The sequence below is a fragment of the Streptomyces malaysiensis subsp. malaysiensis genome (assembly GCF_040653035.1).
GTDB classification, from domain to species: Bacteria; Actinomycetota; Actinomycetes; order Streptomycetales; family Streptomycetaceae; genus Streptomyces; species Streptomyces malaysiensis.
Genome location: NZ_JBEZNG010000010.1, coordinates 262,823 through 281,532 on the forward strand (window position 1 = coordinate 262,823; position 18,710 = coordinate 281,532).

The 18,710-nt window shown below is 74.6% G+C and carries 1 protein-coding gene; it reads left to right on the forward strand.

Annotated features, from left to right (window positions below; genetic code table 11):
• Nucleotides 1-27: 27 nt before the first annotated feature.
• The gene (locus tag AB0E24_RS22350; protein ID WP_359379281.1) at nt 28-18,702 is read left to right on the forward strand and encodes a non-ribosomal peptide synthetase; all 18,675 of its coding nucleotides are present in this window, start codon (nt 28-30) and stop codon (nt 18,700-18,702) included.
• Nucleotides 18,703-18,710: the final 8 nt, after the last annotated feature.

An 18,710-nucleotide genomic window follows, 5' to 3' on the forward strand; every position in this document is an offset into this window, starting at 1 on the left:
AACCGCTCCGAAGGGCCACACCCCACCATGACGGACCACTACGAGACCTCTTCGGTGTCCGCACCCCAGGACGTCCCGGATCTGCCTCCGGCGGCGTGGAACGCCACGGACCGCGCCGTCTCCCGCGCACCGCTCGGCGAGCTGTTCGCCGTCCGGGCGAAGCGCACCCCCGAGGCGCCGGCCCTGGTGGCGGAGGAGCGCGAGTGGTCCTTCGGGGAGGTCGAGCGCTGGGCGAACCGGCTGGCCCACCACCTCATCGGGCGCGGTGTGGGGCCGGAGCGGGTGGTGGCCCTGGTCCTGCCCCGCTCGGCGGAGCTGGTGGTGGCGGAACTGGCGGTGGCGAAGGCGGGTGGTGCGTACCTCCCGATCGACCCCGCGCACCCCGAGGAGCGCCGGGCCATGATGCTGGCCGACGCCCGGCCGGTGGCCGTGCTCGACGACCCGGTGTGGATCCGGGAGGTGGAGGCCGGGGCGGGCCCCGATCACGCACCCGGCCAAGTGGACCTGCTCCGCCCGCTGTTCCCCGAGCACCCCGCGTATGTCATCTACACCTCCGGCTCCACGGGTGTGCCCAAGGGCGTGCTGGTGCCGCATGCCGGTCTGGGCAACTTCTCGGCCGCGGCGACGGCCCACTACCGGGTCCGGCCGGGCGACCGGGTGCTCCAGTTCTCCTCGCCCGGCTTCGACGCCTCCGTCCTGGAGCTGTGCTCCTCCCTGCTCGCCGGGGCGGCGCTGGTGGTGCCCCCGGAGGGGCCCCTGCTCGGTGCCGAACTGGCCTCGGTCCTGCGGGAGAGGCGGGTGACCCATGCCCTGATCCCCCCGGCGGCGCTCGCGACCGTGCCCCCGGAGGAGCTTCACGACGGGCTGCCCGAATTCCGCACCCTGATCGTGGGCGCGGAAGCCTGCCCCGCCGATCTGGTGGACCTGTGGGCACCCGGGCGGCGGCTGGTCAACTCCTACGGCCCGACGGAGGCCACGGTCGTGGCCACCTGGACCGACGCCCTGGCGGCGGGCTCCGGCGCCCCGCCGATCGGCCGTCCGCTCCCCAACACCCGGGTGTTCGTGGTGGACGAGGCGGCGCGGCAGGTGCCGGTCGGCGCCACCGGAGAGCTCTGCATCAGCGGCGCGGGCCTGGCCCGGGGCTATCTCGACCGGCCGGGGCTGACCGCCGAGCGCTTCACCGCCTGCCCCTTCGGCCCGCCCGGCTCCCGGATGTACCGCACCGGTGACCTGGCCCGCTGGAACGCCGACGGGGAGCTGGAATTCCTCGGCCGGGCCGACCACCAGGTGAAGATCCGCGGCTTCCGGATCGAACTGGGCGAGGTGGAGGCCGCGTTGGCGCGCCACCCCCGGGTGGGCGCGGCCGTGGTCACCGTACGGGAGGACGAGCCCGGTCGGAAGCGGCTGGTCGCCTACGTGGTGCCGCCCGGCGGCGGCACCCCGCCGAAGGCCGCGGAGGTGCGCGCCGCGGCGGCCCGGGTGCTGCCGGCGCATATGGTGCCGTCCGCCTATGTGGTGCTGGACGCGTTCCCGCTCACCCCGCACCGCAAGATCGACCGGCAGGCGCTGCCCGCCCCGCGCTCCGCTCCGGACGGCGACTCCCGCCATATCGCCCCGCGCACTCCCACCGAGAAGGCCCTGGCCCGCATCTGGTCCGAGGTGCTGCCGGTGGACACCGTGGGCGTGGCGGACGACTTCCTGGGCCTGGGCGGCGACTCCATCCTCGGGGTGCGGCTGCTGACCCGGGTCCGGGCCGAACTGGGCGTGGAGCTCTCGCTGCGCGATCTGCTGGACGCCAGGACGGTGGCTCGGCTGGCCGGACGGCTGCCCGCCGGGGCCGCCGATACGCCCGATCCATCCGATCCATCCGTGGCTGCGATTCCGCCCGCGCCGCGCGACCGTCCGCTGCCGCTGTCCTCCGCCCAGCGGCGGCTGTGGTTCCTGGACGATCTGACCTCCGGCGGCACCGAGTACAACACCGGGGCCGGGCTGCGGCTCGACGGCCCGCTCGACGCGGCAGCGCTGCGCCGGGCGCTGGACCGGCTCGCCACCCGCCATGACGCGCTGCGCACCACCTTCGCCACCGTGGACGGGCACGGGGTGCAGCGGGTGGCCGCGCACGGGACCGTACCGCTGGACCGGGCCGACCTCGGCGGGCATCCGGCGCGGCGGCGCGCCGAGGAGCTCGAACGCACGCTGACCGGTGAGCTGAGCCGCCCCTACGACCTGAGGCAGGGGCCGCTCACCAGGGCGCTGCTGATCCGGCTCGCCGACGAGGAGCACATCCTGCTGCTCGCGCAGCATCACATCGTCACCGACGGCTGGTCGGTCGGGCTGCTGGTGCGCGAACTGGCCGCGCTCTACGCCGCCGAGGTGTCCGGGACGGATGCCGCGCTGCCCGAACCGGCGCTCCAGTACCCGGACTTCGCGGTGTGGGAGCGCGGCCGTTCCGCCACCGCCGGTGACGACGCCGATCTGCAGTACTGGCGGGGCCGGCTCGCCGGAATGCGGATGCTGGAGCTGCCCACCGACCACCCGCGCCCGCCGGTGCGCACCACGGCGGGGGCGGTGCGTCGCCGGGAGCTGCCCGCCGAGCTGGTGGCGGGGCTGACCCGGCTCGGCAGAGAGCGGGACACCACACTGTTCACCCTGCTCGCGGCCGCCGCCGCGGTGCTGTTCTCCCGCTACTCCGGCCAGCGGGACATCGCCTTCGGCACCGTCACCGCCGGACGCCACCGCGAGGAGCTGGAGTCGGTCGCGGGATTCTTCGTCAACACCCTGGTGCTGCGCGCCGATGTCGACGGGGACGCCACGGTCGAGCGGTTCCTGGACACCATGCGCGAGACGGTGCTCGACGCCTTCGGCCATGACCGACTGCCGTTCGAGCGGGTCGTCGAGGAGCTGGCCCCGCGCCGCGATCCCAGCCGTCATCCGCTGGTGCAGGCGCTGGTCGTGCAGCAGAGCGCCATGGTGCCCGCCCAGGAGGCGGGCGGTGTGCGGATCACCGAGCACTCCCTGCCGCGCCCCGCCGCACGGTTCGATCTGGTGCTGGAGTTCCTGCCCCGCGACGACGGCTCGCTGGGCCTGACCGTGGAGTTCAACTCCGATCTGTTCGACGCGACCACGATCGAGCGGATGGCCGGGCATCTGCACCGGCTGCTGACCGCCATGGTGGCCGATCCGGGCGCCACCCTGATCGAGTTGCGGATGCTGGCCGACGCCGAGTGGCATGCGATGCTCGACGCCTGGAACGGGCCGGAGCAACCCGCGACCGAGACCACCCTGCCCGAGCTCTTCGCCGCCCAGGTGGCGCGGCGGCCGGCGGACACCGCCGTGATCCACGGCGCCACCAGCCTCTCGTACGACGAGGTGAACCGGCGCGCCAACCGGCTGGCGCGGCTGCTCATCGCCAGGGGCGCCGGTCCCGAGCGGCTGGTGGCGCTCGCCCTGCCCCGCTCCGCCGAACTCGTCGTCGTGCTGCTGGCGGTACTCAAGGCGGGCGCCGCATATCTGCCGGTGGACCCCGGCTATCCAGCCGAGCGCATCGCGTTCATGCTGGACGACGCCGCGCCGTCGACCATCGTCACCACCGCCGGGGCGGCCGGCTGCCTGCCCTCGGACGCCCAACCGCTGGTGCTGGACGACCCGGGCGTCCGCGCCGAGTTGGCCGAGTTCGCGGACGGCGACATCACCGACGCCGAGCGGATCCACCCCCTGGCCCCGGCCCATCCCGCCTATGTCATCCACACCTCCGGATCGACCGGCCGGCCCAAGGGCGTGGTGGCCACCCACCGCGGTGTGGCCGGGCTCGCGGCATGGGCCGCGGCGGAGCTGGGGCGGGAGCGGCTGACCGATGTGGTCGCCTCGACCTCGCTCAGCTTCGATGTGTCCGTCTTCGAGATCCTCTGCCCGCTGCTGGCCGGCGGCCGGGTGGAGGTGGTGCGGGATCTGCTCGCCCTCACCGATGCCGAGGGGCGGCCGGGCGCGCGGGGGATGCTCAGCGCAGTGCCCTCGGTGTTCTCCCGGCTCCTGGGCGAGAACCCTCCGGCGGACTGGGCCCGGACGGTCGTACTGGCGGGCGAGGCGCTGCCCGCCCAGACCGTACGGGACCTCCGGGAGGCCATGCCCTCCTGCCGCATCGCCAATCTGTACGGGCCGACCGAGGCCACGGTGTACGCCACCGCCTGGTTCTGCGACGGCCAAGTGCCCGCACAGGCCCCGCCGATCGGCCGCCCGGTCGCGGGCACCCGCGCGTATGTCCTGGACCCGACGCTCCGGCTGGTGCCGCCCGGGGTGACCGGTGAGCTGTATCTGGGCGGGCAGGGCCTGGCCCGGGGCTATCTGAGGCGGCCGGGACCGACCGCCCGCCGCTTCCTCGCGGACCCCTTCGGATCGCCCGGCAGCCGGATGTACCGCACCGGTGACCTGGTCCGCTGGAACGCCGACGGGGAGCTGGAGTACCTGGGCCGGGTCGACGACCAGGTGAAGATCCGCGGCTTCCGTATCGAGCTGGGCGAGGTGGAGACGGCGCTGCTGCGCCACCCCGACATCGCCGAGGCGGCGGCCGTCGCCCGGGAGGCGGACGGTCACCGGCGGCTGATCGCCTATGTGGTGGCCGCCGCGGACGCCGCGCCGGACCCGGCGGGGCTGCGGCGGTTCCTGCGGCGTTCGCTGCCCGACTACATGGTGCCCGCCTCGGTCGTCGTCCTGGAGCGGATGCCCCTCAACCCCAATGGCAAGCTGGACCGCGGCCGGCTCCCCGAACCGGACTGGGCCGAGGCCGCGGCACCGGGCTATGTGGCGCCCCGGACCGCCACCGAGCGGACCCTGGCGCGGGTCTGGGCCCGGATCCTGCGGGTGGAGCGGGTGGGGGTGGAGGACAACTTCTTCTCCCTCGGCGGCGATTCGATCCTCAGCATCCAGCTGGTCTCCCAGGCGCGGCAGGCCGGGCTCGCCGTCACCTCGCGCGATGTCTACCGTCACCAGACGATCGCCGCGCTGGCCCTGCGTCTGGACACCGCCACGGCCCCGGCCGGGCCGCCCGGCTCCGACGGAGACGGCACGGCCACCGGGGAGCTGCCGCTGACCCCCATTCAGCACTGGCTGTTCACCACCGACCCCGAGCGGGCCGGTCACTTCAACCAGACCATCTCCCTGACGCTGCCCGAGGAGGTGGACGAGGACGCGCTGCGGTACGCCCTGGACGCGCTGGTGGAGCACCATGACGCCCTGCGCTCCCGCTTCCACCGGCGGGACGGCGGCTGGTACCAGCGGATCGAGGACGCGGCGGCCCTCCGCGTACCGCTGGAGGCCACCGGCGCCGACCACCTGGGCCGCTTCGACCTGGCCGAGGGACCGCCGATGCGCGCGGTGCTCGACCGGGGGGCCGGGCCACGCCCGGTGCTCCATCTCACCGTCCATCACACGGTCGTGGACGGGGTGTCCTGGCGCGTCATCCTGGAGGACCTCGACAGCGCCTACCGGCGGGCGGCCCGCGACGAGGGGGCCGGGCTTCCCCCGAAGTCCTCCCCGCTGCGCCGCTGGGCACTGCGGCTGAACGACCACGCCGGGAGGGGCGGGTTCGCGGACGAGGAGGCGTACTGGACCGGCCTCGCCGCGGCCTGCGACCCCACGCTGCCGACCGACCTGGGCGGGGTTGACGGAGCGAACGGGGCTGACGGAGCGAACGGGGTGAACACCTATGCCTCGGCCCGGTCGGTCACCGTCCGGCTCGGCCCGGAGGAGACCGCCGCCCTCCTCCAGACCCTCCCCGAGGTCTACCGGACGCAGGTCAACGACGTGCTGCTGAGCGCGCTGACCCGGGTGCTGCACCGCTGGACCGGGCGTGCCCGGGTCCCGGTGGACGTGGAGGGCCACGGCCGCGAGGAGCTCTTCGCGGACCTGGATCTGTCCCGTACGGTCGGCTGGTTCACCACCCGCTTCCCGGTGGCGCTCGACCTTCCGGACGGCGGCTGGGGCGAGGTCCTCAAGTCGGTCAAGGAGCAGATGCGGGCCGTACCGCGGCGGGGTCTGGGCTACGGGGTGCGGCGCGATCTGCTCGGTGGCGAGGGCCTTCCCGACGGCCCCACGGCCGGGATCAGCTTCAACTACCTCGGCCGGTTCGAGCCGCCGGGCGGTGGCGACGGCCTCTTCCGCGGTCTCCACAGCGAGCTGGCCCTGGACGCCGACCCCGGCTCGCCGCGCCCGCATCCGCTGGAGGTGGTGGGCCGGGCCTGGGAGGACGGCCTGGAGTTCACCTGGTTCTACTCCGCGCGGCTGCACCGGGAGGAGACGGTCGCCCGGCTCGCCGGGGAGTTCCGCGAGGCCCTGTGCGAGATCGCCCGGCACGGCGGCGCGCCCGGTGCGGGCGGCCGCACCCCGTCGGACTTCCCGCTCGCCGCCCTCGACCAGGCCGCCGTGGACCGGCTGGCCGGGAACGGCGCCACGGTGGAGGACATCTACCCGCTCACCCCCACCCAGGCGGGCATGCTGTTCCACACCCTGGCCCAGGACGACCGGCGGGCCTACTTCCAGCAGCTCTCCTTCGTCCTCGACGGGATGCCGGAGCCGGCGGCGCTGGCCGCGGCCTGGCAGCAGGTCGCCGACCGTACCCAGGTGTTGCGCGCCCGCGCGGTGTGGGAAGGGGTGCCCGAGCCGGTCCAGGTGGTGGAGCGCGGGGCCCGGATCCCGGTCGCGCTGCTCGACTGGCGCCATCTGTCCGGGCCGGACGAGCGCCGGGAGGAGCTGCGGAGGTTCCTCGCCGAGGACCGCGAGCGCGGTCTCGACCTGGCCACCGCCCCGCTGACCCGGCTGGCGCTGGCCCGGCTGTCGGCGACCGAGGTCCAGGTGGTGTGGACCTTCCACCATCTGATCCTGGACGGCTGGAGCCTGTTCCAGGTGCTCTCCGATGTCTTCCACTGCCATGCGCGGGCATGTGAGGGAGCGTCCGGCGCGGCCATGGCCACCGGTCTGCCCGGCCGCCGTCCGTTCGGCGACTACGTGGCCTGGCTGCGGGAGCGCGACGGGGCCCTGGCCGAGGAGCACTGGCGGGCCCGGCTCGGCGATCTCACCGAGCCCACCCCGCTGCCGTACGACCGGGAGCCCACCGAGACCCATCACGCCGAGTCCACCGAGGACGTGCGCGTCGCCCTGCCCGCCACCACCACCCGCCGGCTTCAGGATCTGGCCCGGGACGAGGGGCTCACCCTGAACACCGTGGTGCAGGGGGCGTGGGCGCTGCTGCTGGCCCGGCAGTCCGGCCGCGAGGACGTCGTCTTCGGCACCACGGTGTCCGGTCGGCCGCCGGAGCTGCCGGGCGTGGAGACGATGAACGGGCTGTTCATCACCACCGTGCCGACCCGCCTCGCGGTGCCTTCCGGCGCCACCCTGCTGACCTGGCTGAGCTCGGTGCAGTCGGGGCAGACCGAGGACCGGCGGTTCGACTTCGTACCGCTCACCCGGCTGCGGTCCTGGACGGGTCTGCCCGAGCGGGTGAACCTCTTCGACTCCATCGTGGTCTTCGAGAACTATCCGATCGGCGGGGACCTCGCCGCCACGCACGGCCTCGCCCTGCGGGACCTGGACGGCGTCGAGACCACCAACTACCCGCTGTCGCTGGTGGTCTACCCCGGCGAGGAGCTGGCCCTGCGGCTCGGCTACGACCCGGCGCTGTTCGATCACGCCACCGCGCGGCGAATGGCCGAGTATCTGACGGTGCTGCTGACCGCCATGGCCGACACACCGGACCGGGCGCCCGCACACCTTCCCATGCTCACCTCCGCACGGCGCCACCAGGTGCTCCGGGAGTGGAACGACACCGCGGTGCCGCTGCCCGAGGCCACGGTGGCCGGGCTGTTCGCCGACCGGGTGCGATGCGCGCCGGAGGCGACGGCCCTGGACGGCGAGACGGGCCCGGTGAGCTACCGGGAGCTGGACGCCCGCGCCAACCGGCTGGCCCACCGGCTCATCGGACACGGCGCAGGCCCGGAGCGCCCGGTGACCGTCCTGATGGACCGGTCGGTGGAGCTGGTGGTGGCGCTGCTGGCGGTGGTCAAGGCGGGCGGGGTGTACGTACCGCTGGACACCCGTGCCCCCGAGGACCGGCTGCGGAGCGTGCTGGCCGAGGCGGGGGCGGAGCTGCTGCTGACCGACCGCGCCTGGGAGCGCACGGCGGCGGACATCTCGGGCGACCGGCACACCCTGCTGGTGGCGCCCGGCTCCTACGGTGGCGACGACGGCCCGGCGGAGCCGCCGAACGTGGCGCTCTCCCCCGACAACGCCCTGTATCTGATGTTCACTTCGGGCTCCACCGGACGGCCCAAGGGGGTCGCGGTGCGCCACCGCGATGTGACCGCCCTCGTCGCGGACCGCGCCTTCGCGGACCACGACCGGGTGCTGGTGCACTCGCCCCAGGCGTTCGACGCCTCGACCTATGAGCTGTGGGTGCCGCTGCTGCGCGGCGGCCGGGCCGTGCTGGCGCCCGCCGGGGACGTGGACGCGGACACCGTGCGCCGGGCGATCGGCGAGCACGGGGTGAACTGCCTGTGGCTGACCGCCGGGCTGTTCCGGCTGCTCGCACAGGAGGCGCCGGACTGTCTGCGCGGCGCCCGTGAGGTGTGGACCGGCGGCGAGGCGGTGCCCGCGGGGGCGGTGCGCCGGGTGCTGGCGGCCTGCCCGGATCTGACGGTGGTGGACGGCTACGGCCCCACCGAGACCACGACCTTCGCCACCCGGCGCCCCTTCCGCGCCGGGGAGGAGCTGCCGCGTTCGCTGCCCATCGGGCGGCCGCTCGACAACACCCGCGCCTACGTCCTCGACGACGCCCTCCAGCCGCAACCCCCGGGCGTGCCCGGGGAGTTGTTCATCGCGGGCGCGGGGGTGGCCCGCGGCTACCACGGCCGCCCCGGCGCCACCGCCGAGCGGTACCTCGCCGATCCGTTCGGGCCGCCCGGCTCCCGGATGTACCGCACCGGGGACATCGTGGCCTGGACCGACGACGGTGAACTGCGCTTCGTGGGCCGCGCCGACGACCAGCTGAAGGTCCGGGGCTTCCGTATCGAGCCGGGCGAGGTCGAGTCCGCGCTGGCCCGCCACGAGGCCGTGGCGGAGGCGGTCGTCGCGCTCGCCCGCGTGGGCGACCGCACGCTGCTGACGGGCTATGCGGTGCCGGTCGCCGGGGGCGAGGTGCCCGACGCCGGGGAGCTGCGGTCCTTCCTGGGCGGCCTGCTGCCCGACTACATGGTGCCCTCGGCCTTCGTCGCCCTGGACGCGCTGCCGCTCACCCGCAATGGCAAGGTGGACCGCCGCCGGCTGCCCGCGCCCGAACCGGCGGCGGCAGGAACGGCCGGGTATGTGGCACCCCGTACCGACACCGAACGGGCCCTGGCGGAGATCTGGGCCACGCTGCTCGGCCGGGAGCGGATCGGCGCCGAGGACAACTTCTTCCATCTGGGCGGGGATTCGATCCTCAGCATCCAGGTGGCCTCCCGCGCCCGGCAGGCGGGGCTGGCCCTCACCCCCCGGGAGCTCTTCCGGTATCCCACGATCGCCTCGCTCGCCACCGTCACCACCCCGACCGCGGCGCCCGCCGCCGACACCGGGCCGGTGACCGGCGAGGTGCCGCTCACCCCGATCCAGCACTGGTTCTTCGGTATGCGAACCGCCCGGCCCGGCCACTTCAACCAGTCCGTGGTCGTGGAACTCCGGCGGGACCCGGACCCGCGCGCGCTCCGTGCGGCGCTCGACGCGCTGCTGGTCCACCATGACGCACTCAGGACACGGTTCGAGCCCGGGGATGGCGGAGCCCCGCGGCAGTACTGCCCGCCGCCGGACCTGACGGGCCCGCCGCCGCTGCGGGAGCACGATCTGTCGGGGCTCGGCGAGCCGGAGCGGCGGGCCGCCGAGGACGCGGCGATGGCCGAGGCGCAGACCGGGTTCGACCTGGGGCGCGGCCCGCTGCTGGCGGCGCGGCTGTTCCACCACGGGGACGGGCGGCGGCCGACGCTCTTCCTGACCGTCCACCACCTGGTGGTGGACGGTGTCTCCTGGCGGGTGCTGCTGGAGGATCTCAACACCGCGTACCAGCGGTTGCTCTCCGGCGGGCGGGCCGATCTCGGGCCGCGCACCACCTCCGTACGGGACTGGTCCCGGAAGCTGGCCGAGCACACCGCCGCCGGCGGTTTCGACGCCGAACTCCCCCACTGGCGGGCGGTGAACGCCGAATGCGCCGCGGGGCTGCCCGTGGACGGCGCGGGGGACAACACGGTGGCGGCGATGGCCTCGGTCACCGTCCGGCTGGACCGGGAGCGGACCGACGCGCTGCTGCGGCAGGTCCCCGAGGTCTATCGCACCCGCGTGGACGATGTGCTGCTCGCGGCGCTCGGCCGGGTGCTCGGCGAGTGGACCGGGCGGCGCCGGATCGCCGTGGACCTGGAGGGCCACGGCCGGGAGGAACATCTGCTGGACGGGGTGGACCTGTCCCGCACCGTCGGCTGGTTCACCAGCCTGTATCCGGTCGCCCTGGACGTTCCGGGCGGCGGCTGGGGCGAGACGCTCAAGTCCGTCAAGGAGCAGCTGCGGGCGGTGCCGGCCCACGGGATCGGCTATGGCGCGCTGCGCCATCTCGCCCCCACCTCGGGGCTTTGGGGCGCGCCGGATCCCGGCATCAGCTTCAACTACCTCGGGCAGTTCGACTGGACGGCCGCGGATGAGGACGCCGGTCTCGTCCGCGCCGTACGGGACGGTCTCGGCGGTGACGCCGCGCCCGACACGGTCCGGGCCCATCTGCTGGACGTGGTGGGCCGGGTGGAGCGGCGGTGCCTGGAGATCACCTGGTACTACGGCTCCGGGACGCACACCGAGGAGACGGTGGCCGGGCTGGCGCGGGGGATGCTCCGCGCGCTGGAGGAGATCATCGGCCACTGCGCCGACCCCGCGGCGGGCGGCCGCACCCCGTCGGACTTCCCGCTGGCCCGTCTCGACCAGGCCGCGGTGGACCGGATCGCCGCCGACGGACGGGCGGTGGAGGACATCTATCCGCTGACCCCGACGCAGGCCGGGATGCTGTTCCACGGGCTGGTGGATCCGGCCTCGGACGCCTATGTCAACCAGGTGCAGCTGACGCTGAGCGGGGCGGCCGACCCGCGGGCGCTGGCCACCGCGTGGCGGCGGACCGTGGCGGCCAATCCGATCCTGCGCACCCATCTGGTGTGGGCGGACACCCCGGAGCCGCTCCAGGTCGTGACACGCCCGGCGACGCCCCGGATCGTCCACCACGACTGGACGCGGCGGCCCGAGGAGTGGCGCGAGGCCGAACTGGACCGCATGCTCGCCGAGGACCGGGCCGAGGGGATCGACCTGACCACGGCGCCGCTGATGCGGCTGGCGCTGATCCGGCTGTCCGCCGACGAGGTGCGGATCGTCTGGACCTTCCACCATGTGCTGCTCGACGGCTGGAGCGCGGCGCAGGTCTTCGACGAGGTCTGCGAGCGGTACGCGGCGCTCACCGGGGGACGCGCGCCCGTGGTGCCCGCCCGCCGCCCGTTCCGCGAGTACCTGGGCTGGCTCGGCGAGCAGGACACGGCGGAGGCCGAGCGCTACTGGCGTACGGCGCTGGCGGGGTTCACCTCGCCCACCGAACTGCCGCGGGACCGGCCCGCGTCGGAGGCGCACCGCACCGCCTCCTCGGGCTCGCACCGGGTCACGCTGGGCGCCGAGGAGTCCGCCCGGCTCCGTACGGTCGCGCAGCGCGGCGGGCTGACCATGAACACGGTGGTGCAGGGCGCCTGGGCGCTGCTGCTGTCCCGGTACAGCGGGGCCGACGACCTGTGCTTCGGCACCACCGTCTCGGGGCGGCCGGCCGCGCTGCCGGGTGTCGAGTCCATGGTCGGGGTGTTCATCAACACCGTCCCCACCCGGGTCCGGGTGGCGGGCGGGCGCGGGCTGCTGGACTGGCTGCGGGAGCTGCAATCGGCGCAGTCGGAGGCGCGCCTCTTCGAGTTCGTGTCCCTGGCGCAGCTGGGCGGTTGGAGCGAGGTGCCCGGCGGGGTGAGCCTCTTCGACTCCATCGTGGTCTTCGAGAACTACCCGTTCGACGGCGAGGCCATCGCGGCCCACGGCCTCGGCATCCGGCAGGAGCGGGATGTGGAGCCCACCAACTACGCGCTCAGCGTCGTGGTGGCGCCCGAGGAGCGGCTGTCGATCTCACTGGACTACGACCCCGCGGCCTTCGACGCCCCGACGATCGAGCGGCTGGGCGGCTGTCTGCGGAATCTGCTGGTGGAGATGGCGGCCGATCCGGAGCGCCGGCTGGACGAACTGCCGCTGATCGGCGAGGCCGACACGCGCGGGATCCTCGACCGGTTCAGCGGCCCGGTGCGCGCCGCGCCGCATGCGGTGCTGCCCGCGCTCTTCGAGGCGCGGGCGGCCCGTACGCCGGACGCGGTGGCGGTGATGGGCGATGGCGGACGGCTGACCTACCGGGAGCTGAACGAGCGCGCCAACCGGCTCGCCCGGCTGCTGATCGCCTCGGGCGCCGGACCGGAGCGCTTCGTGGCCCTCGCGCTGCCGCGCACACCGGAGCTGGTGGTGGCCGTGCTCGCGGTGCTCAAGAGCGGGGCCGCCTATCTCCCGGTCGACCCGGCCTACCCGGCGGAGCGGATCGCCTTCATGCTCGGCGACATCGCCCCGGACACGGTGGTGACCACCGGCGAGGTGGCGGACCGGATCCCCGCCGGGGCGGGCGGTGGCCGGATCCTGCTGGACGGCGCGGAGTTCCGCGGACGGCTGGCGCGGCTGCCGGCCCATGACATCGGCGACGCCGAGCGGCGCCACCCGCTGGACCCCGGCCATCCGGCGTACGCCATCCACACCTCGGGGTCGACCGGGACGCCCAAGGGCGTCGTGGTCACCCATGCGAGCGTGGCGGCGCTGGCCGCGTGGGCGCGGGAGGAGTTCGGCGCCGAGGGGCTCTCCCATGTGGTGGCCTCGACCTCCCTCAACTTCGATGTGTCGGTCTTCGAGATCCTGTGCCCGCTGCTGGCCGGGGGCGCCGTCGAGATCGTCCGCGATCTGCTCACCCTGGCCGAGCGGACACGGCCCTGGACGGCGAGCCTGATCAGCGCCGTGCCCTCGGCGCTCGGGCAGGTGCTCGGCAAGGGCTCGGTCTCGGTGGCGGCCGGCACCGTGGTGCTGGCGGGCGAGGGGCTCGCCGCCCGCACCGTCCAGGAGGTCCGCGCGGCCATCCCCGGCTGCCGGGTGGCGAACATCTACGGGCCCACCGAGGCGACCGTCTACGCCACCGCCTGGACCTGCGACCCCGCCGATCCGGACCGCACCCCGCCCATCGGCTCCCCGGTCGCCGCCACCCGCGCCTATGTGCTGGACGCGCGGCTGCGGCCGGTGCCGGTCGGTGTGCCGGGAGAGCTGTATCTGGCGGGGCCGGGCCTCGCCCGGGGGTACTTCGGCCAACCGGGGCTGACCGCACGGCGGTTCACGGCCGATCCGTTCGGCCCCGCGGGCGGCCGGATGTACCGCACCGGCGATCTGGTCCGCTGGGACGAGCGGGGGCGGCTGGAGTACCTCGGCAGAACCGACGACCAGGTCAAGGTGCGTGGTTTCCGTATCGAACTGGGCGAGGTGGAGGCCGCGCTGGCACGCCACCCCGATGTCGCCGAGGCGGCCGCGGCCGTCGTCGACACCGGTGGTCACAAGCGCCTGGCCGGCTATGTGGTCCAGGTCCCCGGCTCCCCGCCGGTGGACACCGCCGCGATCCGCGGCTTCCTCGCCACGAGCCTGCCGGACCATATGGTCCCCTCGGCCGTGGTCGTCCTGGACCGGCTGCCGCTGGGGTCGAGCGGCAAGCTGGACCGGCGTGCGCTGCCCGCACCCGTCTGGACGGCCCGCGCCACCGGCCATGTGGAGCCGCGCACCGAGACCGAGAAGGCCCTGGCCGCCATCTGGGCGGAGGTCCTGGGGGTGGAGCGGATCGGCGTGGAGGACAACTACTTCACCCTCGGCGGCGACTCCATCCTCAGCATCCAGATCGTCTCCGCCGCCCGGCGGGCCGGTATCGAGCTGACCCCGCGCCATCTCTTCGTCCACCAGACCGTGGCGGACCTGGCGGCGGCCGCGCGGGAGGCCACGGATACGGAGACCGCGGCCGAACGGGGTCCGGTCGTCGGCGAGGTGCCGCTGACCCCGATCCAGCGCTGGCTCTTCGAGCAACCGGGCGACGCGGCGGGGCACTTCACCCAGTCGGTCTCGGCCGAGCTGACCGCGTCGGTGGACCACGGCGCGCTGCGGGGTGCCCTGGCCACGGTGCTGACCCACCATGACGCCCTGCGGCTGCGGTTCGAGCGGACCGGGGACGGCGCCGTGCGCCAGCACAACGCCCCGCCGGAGGACCGATCGGTGCTGGACGTCCACGATCTGTCCACCGTGGCGCCGGAGCGGCGGGACGCGGTGGTGCGGGAGACGGCGGGGCGGATCCGGGCCGGGTTCGACCTGGCCCGGGGGCCGCTGCTGCGCGCGGCGCTCTTCACCCGGGGCGCGGGGGAACGGCCCGTACTGCTGCTGACCGCCCACCATCTGGTGGTCGACGCCGTCTCCTGGCGCATCGTGCTGGAGGACCTGGACACCGCCTACCGGCAGCTCGTCGCGGGCCGGACGGCGGCGCCCGGCGCCAGGACCACATCGTTCCGCACCTGGGCGCTGCGCCTGAGCGACCACACCGCCGCCGGGGGCTTCGACGCGGAACGCGGCCACTGGGCCGCCTTCGACGGCCGCACCGGCCTCCCCACGGACGGCGAAGGCCCCAACACAGCCGCCACGGCGGAGGAGGTGACCGTCCGGCTGGGCGCCGAGGAGACCCGGCTGCTGCTCCAGGAGGTGCCGGGCGCGTACCGGACCCGGGTCAACGATGTGCTGCTGTGCGCCCTGGGACGGGTGCTGGCCCGCTGGACCGGCGAGGACCGGGTGGCGGTGGCGCTGGAGGGGCACGGCCGGGAGGAGATCTTCGAGGGCGTCGATCTGTCCCGTACGGTCGGCTGGTTCACCAGCATGTTCCCCGTGGCGCTGGAGGCACCCGCGGATTGGGGGCTGGAGCGGACGCTGAAGGCCGTCAAGGAGCGGCTGCGGGCGGTCCCCGGGAACGGTCTGGGCTACGGCGCGCTGCGCCATCTGTCCGGCGCGGCCGCCTCCGGTCTCCCCGCCGCCCCGGAGATCAGCTTCAACTACCTCGGGCAGCAGGACTGGGAGCCCCCGGCGGGCGGTCTGCTGCACGCCCTGGCCGGTGGGCTGGAGGGCGATATGAGCCCGGCGGCGCCCCGGCCGCATCTCCTCGATGTGCTCGGCCGGGTGACGGACCGGCGGCTCGAGCTCAGCTGGTCCTACTCCCGGTCGCTGCACCGGCACGCCACGGTGCGCCGGCTCGCCGAGGAGATGGCCGAGGAGCTGCGGGCGATCGTCCGGCTGTGCGTCCGCCCCGACGCGGGCGGGCGGACGCCCTCGGACTTCCCGCTGGCCACCCTGGATCAGGAGACCGTCGACCGGCTGGTGGGCGACGGCCGGGACGTGGCCGATATCCATCCGCTGACCCCGACCCAGTCCGGGCTGGTCTTCCACGCACTGGCCCAGCGCGACCAAGGGCTCTATGTGGAACAGGCGACGTTCGTCCTGGACGGGGTCGGCGATCCCGGGATTCTGGCCGCCGCCTGGCAGCATGTCGTGGACCGCACACCGGTGCTGCGCGGCGAGGTGGTGGTGCGCGGTGTGGCCGAGCCGCTGATGGTCGTGCGCCGCACCGCGGCCGTACCGGTCGAGGAGCTCGACTGGACCGGCCTCGCGGAGGATGAGCGCACGGCAGCGCTGGAGCGGCTGCTGGACCGGGACCGCGCCCGCGGGATCGATCTCACCGCGGCCCCGCTGCTCCGCATCACCCTGGCCCGGCTGTCACCCGGTGAGGTGCGGGTGCTGTGGACCTTCCACCATGTGCTGCTGGACGGTTGGAGCGTCTTCCAGGTGCTCGGCGATGTCTTCGCCGCCCATGCCGCCCTGGCCGCCGGTGAACGGCCGAGGCTGCCGGCCCGCAGACCGTTCGCCGACTACGTCGCCTGGCTCGGCCGCCAGGACCGCACCCGGGCCGAGGCCCACTGGAGGCAGGCCCTGGAGGGATTCACCGCTCCCACTCCCCTCCCCTGCGACCACAGGCGGACACCGGAGCTCGCCACCCGGTCCTCGCGCTGGCTCTCGCACCGGCTCGGTGAGCGGGACACCGCCGCACTCCAGGACTTCGCCCGGCGGCACCGGCTCACCATGAATACGATCGTGCAGGGAGCTTGGGCCTTGCTCGTATCCCGCTTGAGCGGTGAGCCGGACGTCTGCTTCGGGACGACGGTCTCCGGGCGGCCGACGGAGCTGCCCGGCGCGGACGACATCACCGGCGTCTTCATCAACACCCTCCCGGTGCGGTGCACGGTGGAGGGCGCCGCCGGTACGGCCGCCTGGCTGCGGGGGCTCCAGGCCGAGCAGGCGGACGCGCGCGGCTTCGGCCATGTGCCGCTGTCCCAGCTCCAGGGCTGGAGCCGACTGCCCGCCGGGGTGGACCTCTTCGACAGCCTGGTGGTGTTCGAGAACTACCCCATCAACAGCGCCGCCGCGGCCGAGCACGGGCTGCGGGTGCGCGATCTGCGCGCCCTGGAGTCCACCAACTACGCGCTCACCGTGGTGGTCTCGCCCGGATCCGAACTGTCCGTGGAACTCGGCTACGATCCGCGGCTGTTCGAGGACTCCACCGCCGAGGCGCTGGCCGACCGGCTCACCCATCTCCTCAACACGCTGGCCGCGGCCGACGACGATCTGCCGCTGGACCGGATCGACATCCTTCCGGCCGCCGAGCGCCACCGGCTCCTGGTGGCGTGGAACGACACCGCCCGGCCGGTGGAGCAGGCGACCTGGGCCGAACTCGTCGAGGCGGCGGCGGACCGCGCCCCCGACGCGACCGCGGTGGACTCCCCCGGCCTCCGGCTGACCTATGCGGAGCTGGACGGCCGGGCCAACCGCCTCGCCCACCGCCTCATCGGCCAGGGCGTGGGCCCCGGGCGGATCGTCGCGCTGGTGCTGCCCCGGTCGGTGGAGTCCGTCGTCGCGCGGCTCGCGGTGGCCAAGGCCGGGGGCGCCTATCTGCCCATCGACCCCGGCTACCCGGCCGAGCGCATCGAGCTGATGCTGGGGGACTCCGCCCCGCACCTCGTGATCGGGCGGACCGCCGAGGTCCACACCACGGACGGTCCGGCGCACCGCCCCACGGACGCGGACCGCCTCGCCGCCGTCCACCCGGACGACCCCGCCTATGTGATCTACACCTCCGGGTCCACCGGAACGCCCAAGGGGGTGGTCGTCACCCACCGCGGGATCGCGGGGTTCGCCGCCGCCGAGGCCGAGCACTTCCGGGTGCGGCCGGGCGACCGCGTCCTGCGGTTCTCCTCACCCGGTTTCGACGCCTCCGTCCTGGAGCTGTGCATGGCGCTGCCGTCCGGGGCCACCCTGGTGGTGCCCGAGCCCGGTCCGCTGCTGGGCGGCCATCTCGCGGACGTCCTGCGGCGGCAGCGGATCACGCACACCCTCATCCCGCCCGCCGCGCTCGCGACACTGCCCGCGGGCACCGAGCGGGAACTGCCCGAGCTGCGGACGCTGATCGTCGGAGGGGACGCCTGCGGCGCGGAGCTGACCGCCCGCTGGGCGCCGTACCACCGCATGATCAACGCCTACGGGCCGACCGAGACCACGGTGGTGGCCACCTGGTCCGAACCGCTCGGCCACGACGGCGCCCCGCCGACGATCGGGCGGCCCATCCCCAACACCCGGGTCCATCTGCTCGACGCGCGGCTGCGCCCGGTGCCGGTGGGTGTGCCCGGCGAGCTGTGGGTCAGCGGTCCGTCGCTCGCCCGCGGCTATCTGGGCCGCGCCGGGCTGACCGCGTCCCGTTTCGTCGCCGATCCGTTCGGGCCGCCCGGCTCCCGGATGTACCGCACCGGCGACCTCGCCCGCTACGACGCCCAGGGCCGCCTCCACCATCTGGGGCGCGGCGACCACCAGCTCAAGCTGCACGGCCATCGCATCGAGGCCGGTGAGGTGGAGACCGCCCTGTGCGGCCACCCCGCCGTCGCGGAGGCCGTGGTGACGGTGCGGGAGGACGAGCCCGGGGTACGCCGGCTGGTGGCGCATCTGGTCCTCGTGCCCGGGGCCGACGCCCCGGCCGACACGGAGCTGCGCACCCATCTGGGCCGTACGCTTCCGGGCCCGATGGTCCCGTCGGCGTTCGCCGTGCTGGAGCGGCTGCCGCTCACGGAGAACGGCAAGACCGACCGCGCGGCGCTGCCCGCGCCCGGCCCCGCCACCACCGCCGTGTCGGCCGCCCATATCGCCCCGCGCACCCCCACCGAGGAGGTCATCGCGGAGATCTGGTCGGAGGTGCTGGATGTGTCGCCGGTGGGCGCGGAGGACGAGTTCTTCGCCCTGGGCGGTGACTCGGTCCGCAGCCTGCTGATCGCCTCCCGGGCCAAGGAGGCGTTCGCCGTCGACCTGACCCCGCGGGACATTCTGACCGCGCGCACCGTCTCCGGCCTCGCCGATCTGGTCGAGGAGCACATCCTGCGCGAACTCGAAGACGCCGCTCTCGGCGGCAGCGACCACGACGACCGGTGAGGAAGGAC

Bases quoted from the DNA above. Each gene is read 5' to 3' on its own strand.
- AB0E24_RS22350 (WP_359379281.1), top strand. From the start codon at position 28: ATGACGGACCACTACGAGACCTCTTCGGTGTCCGCACCCCAGGACGTC.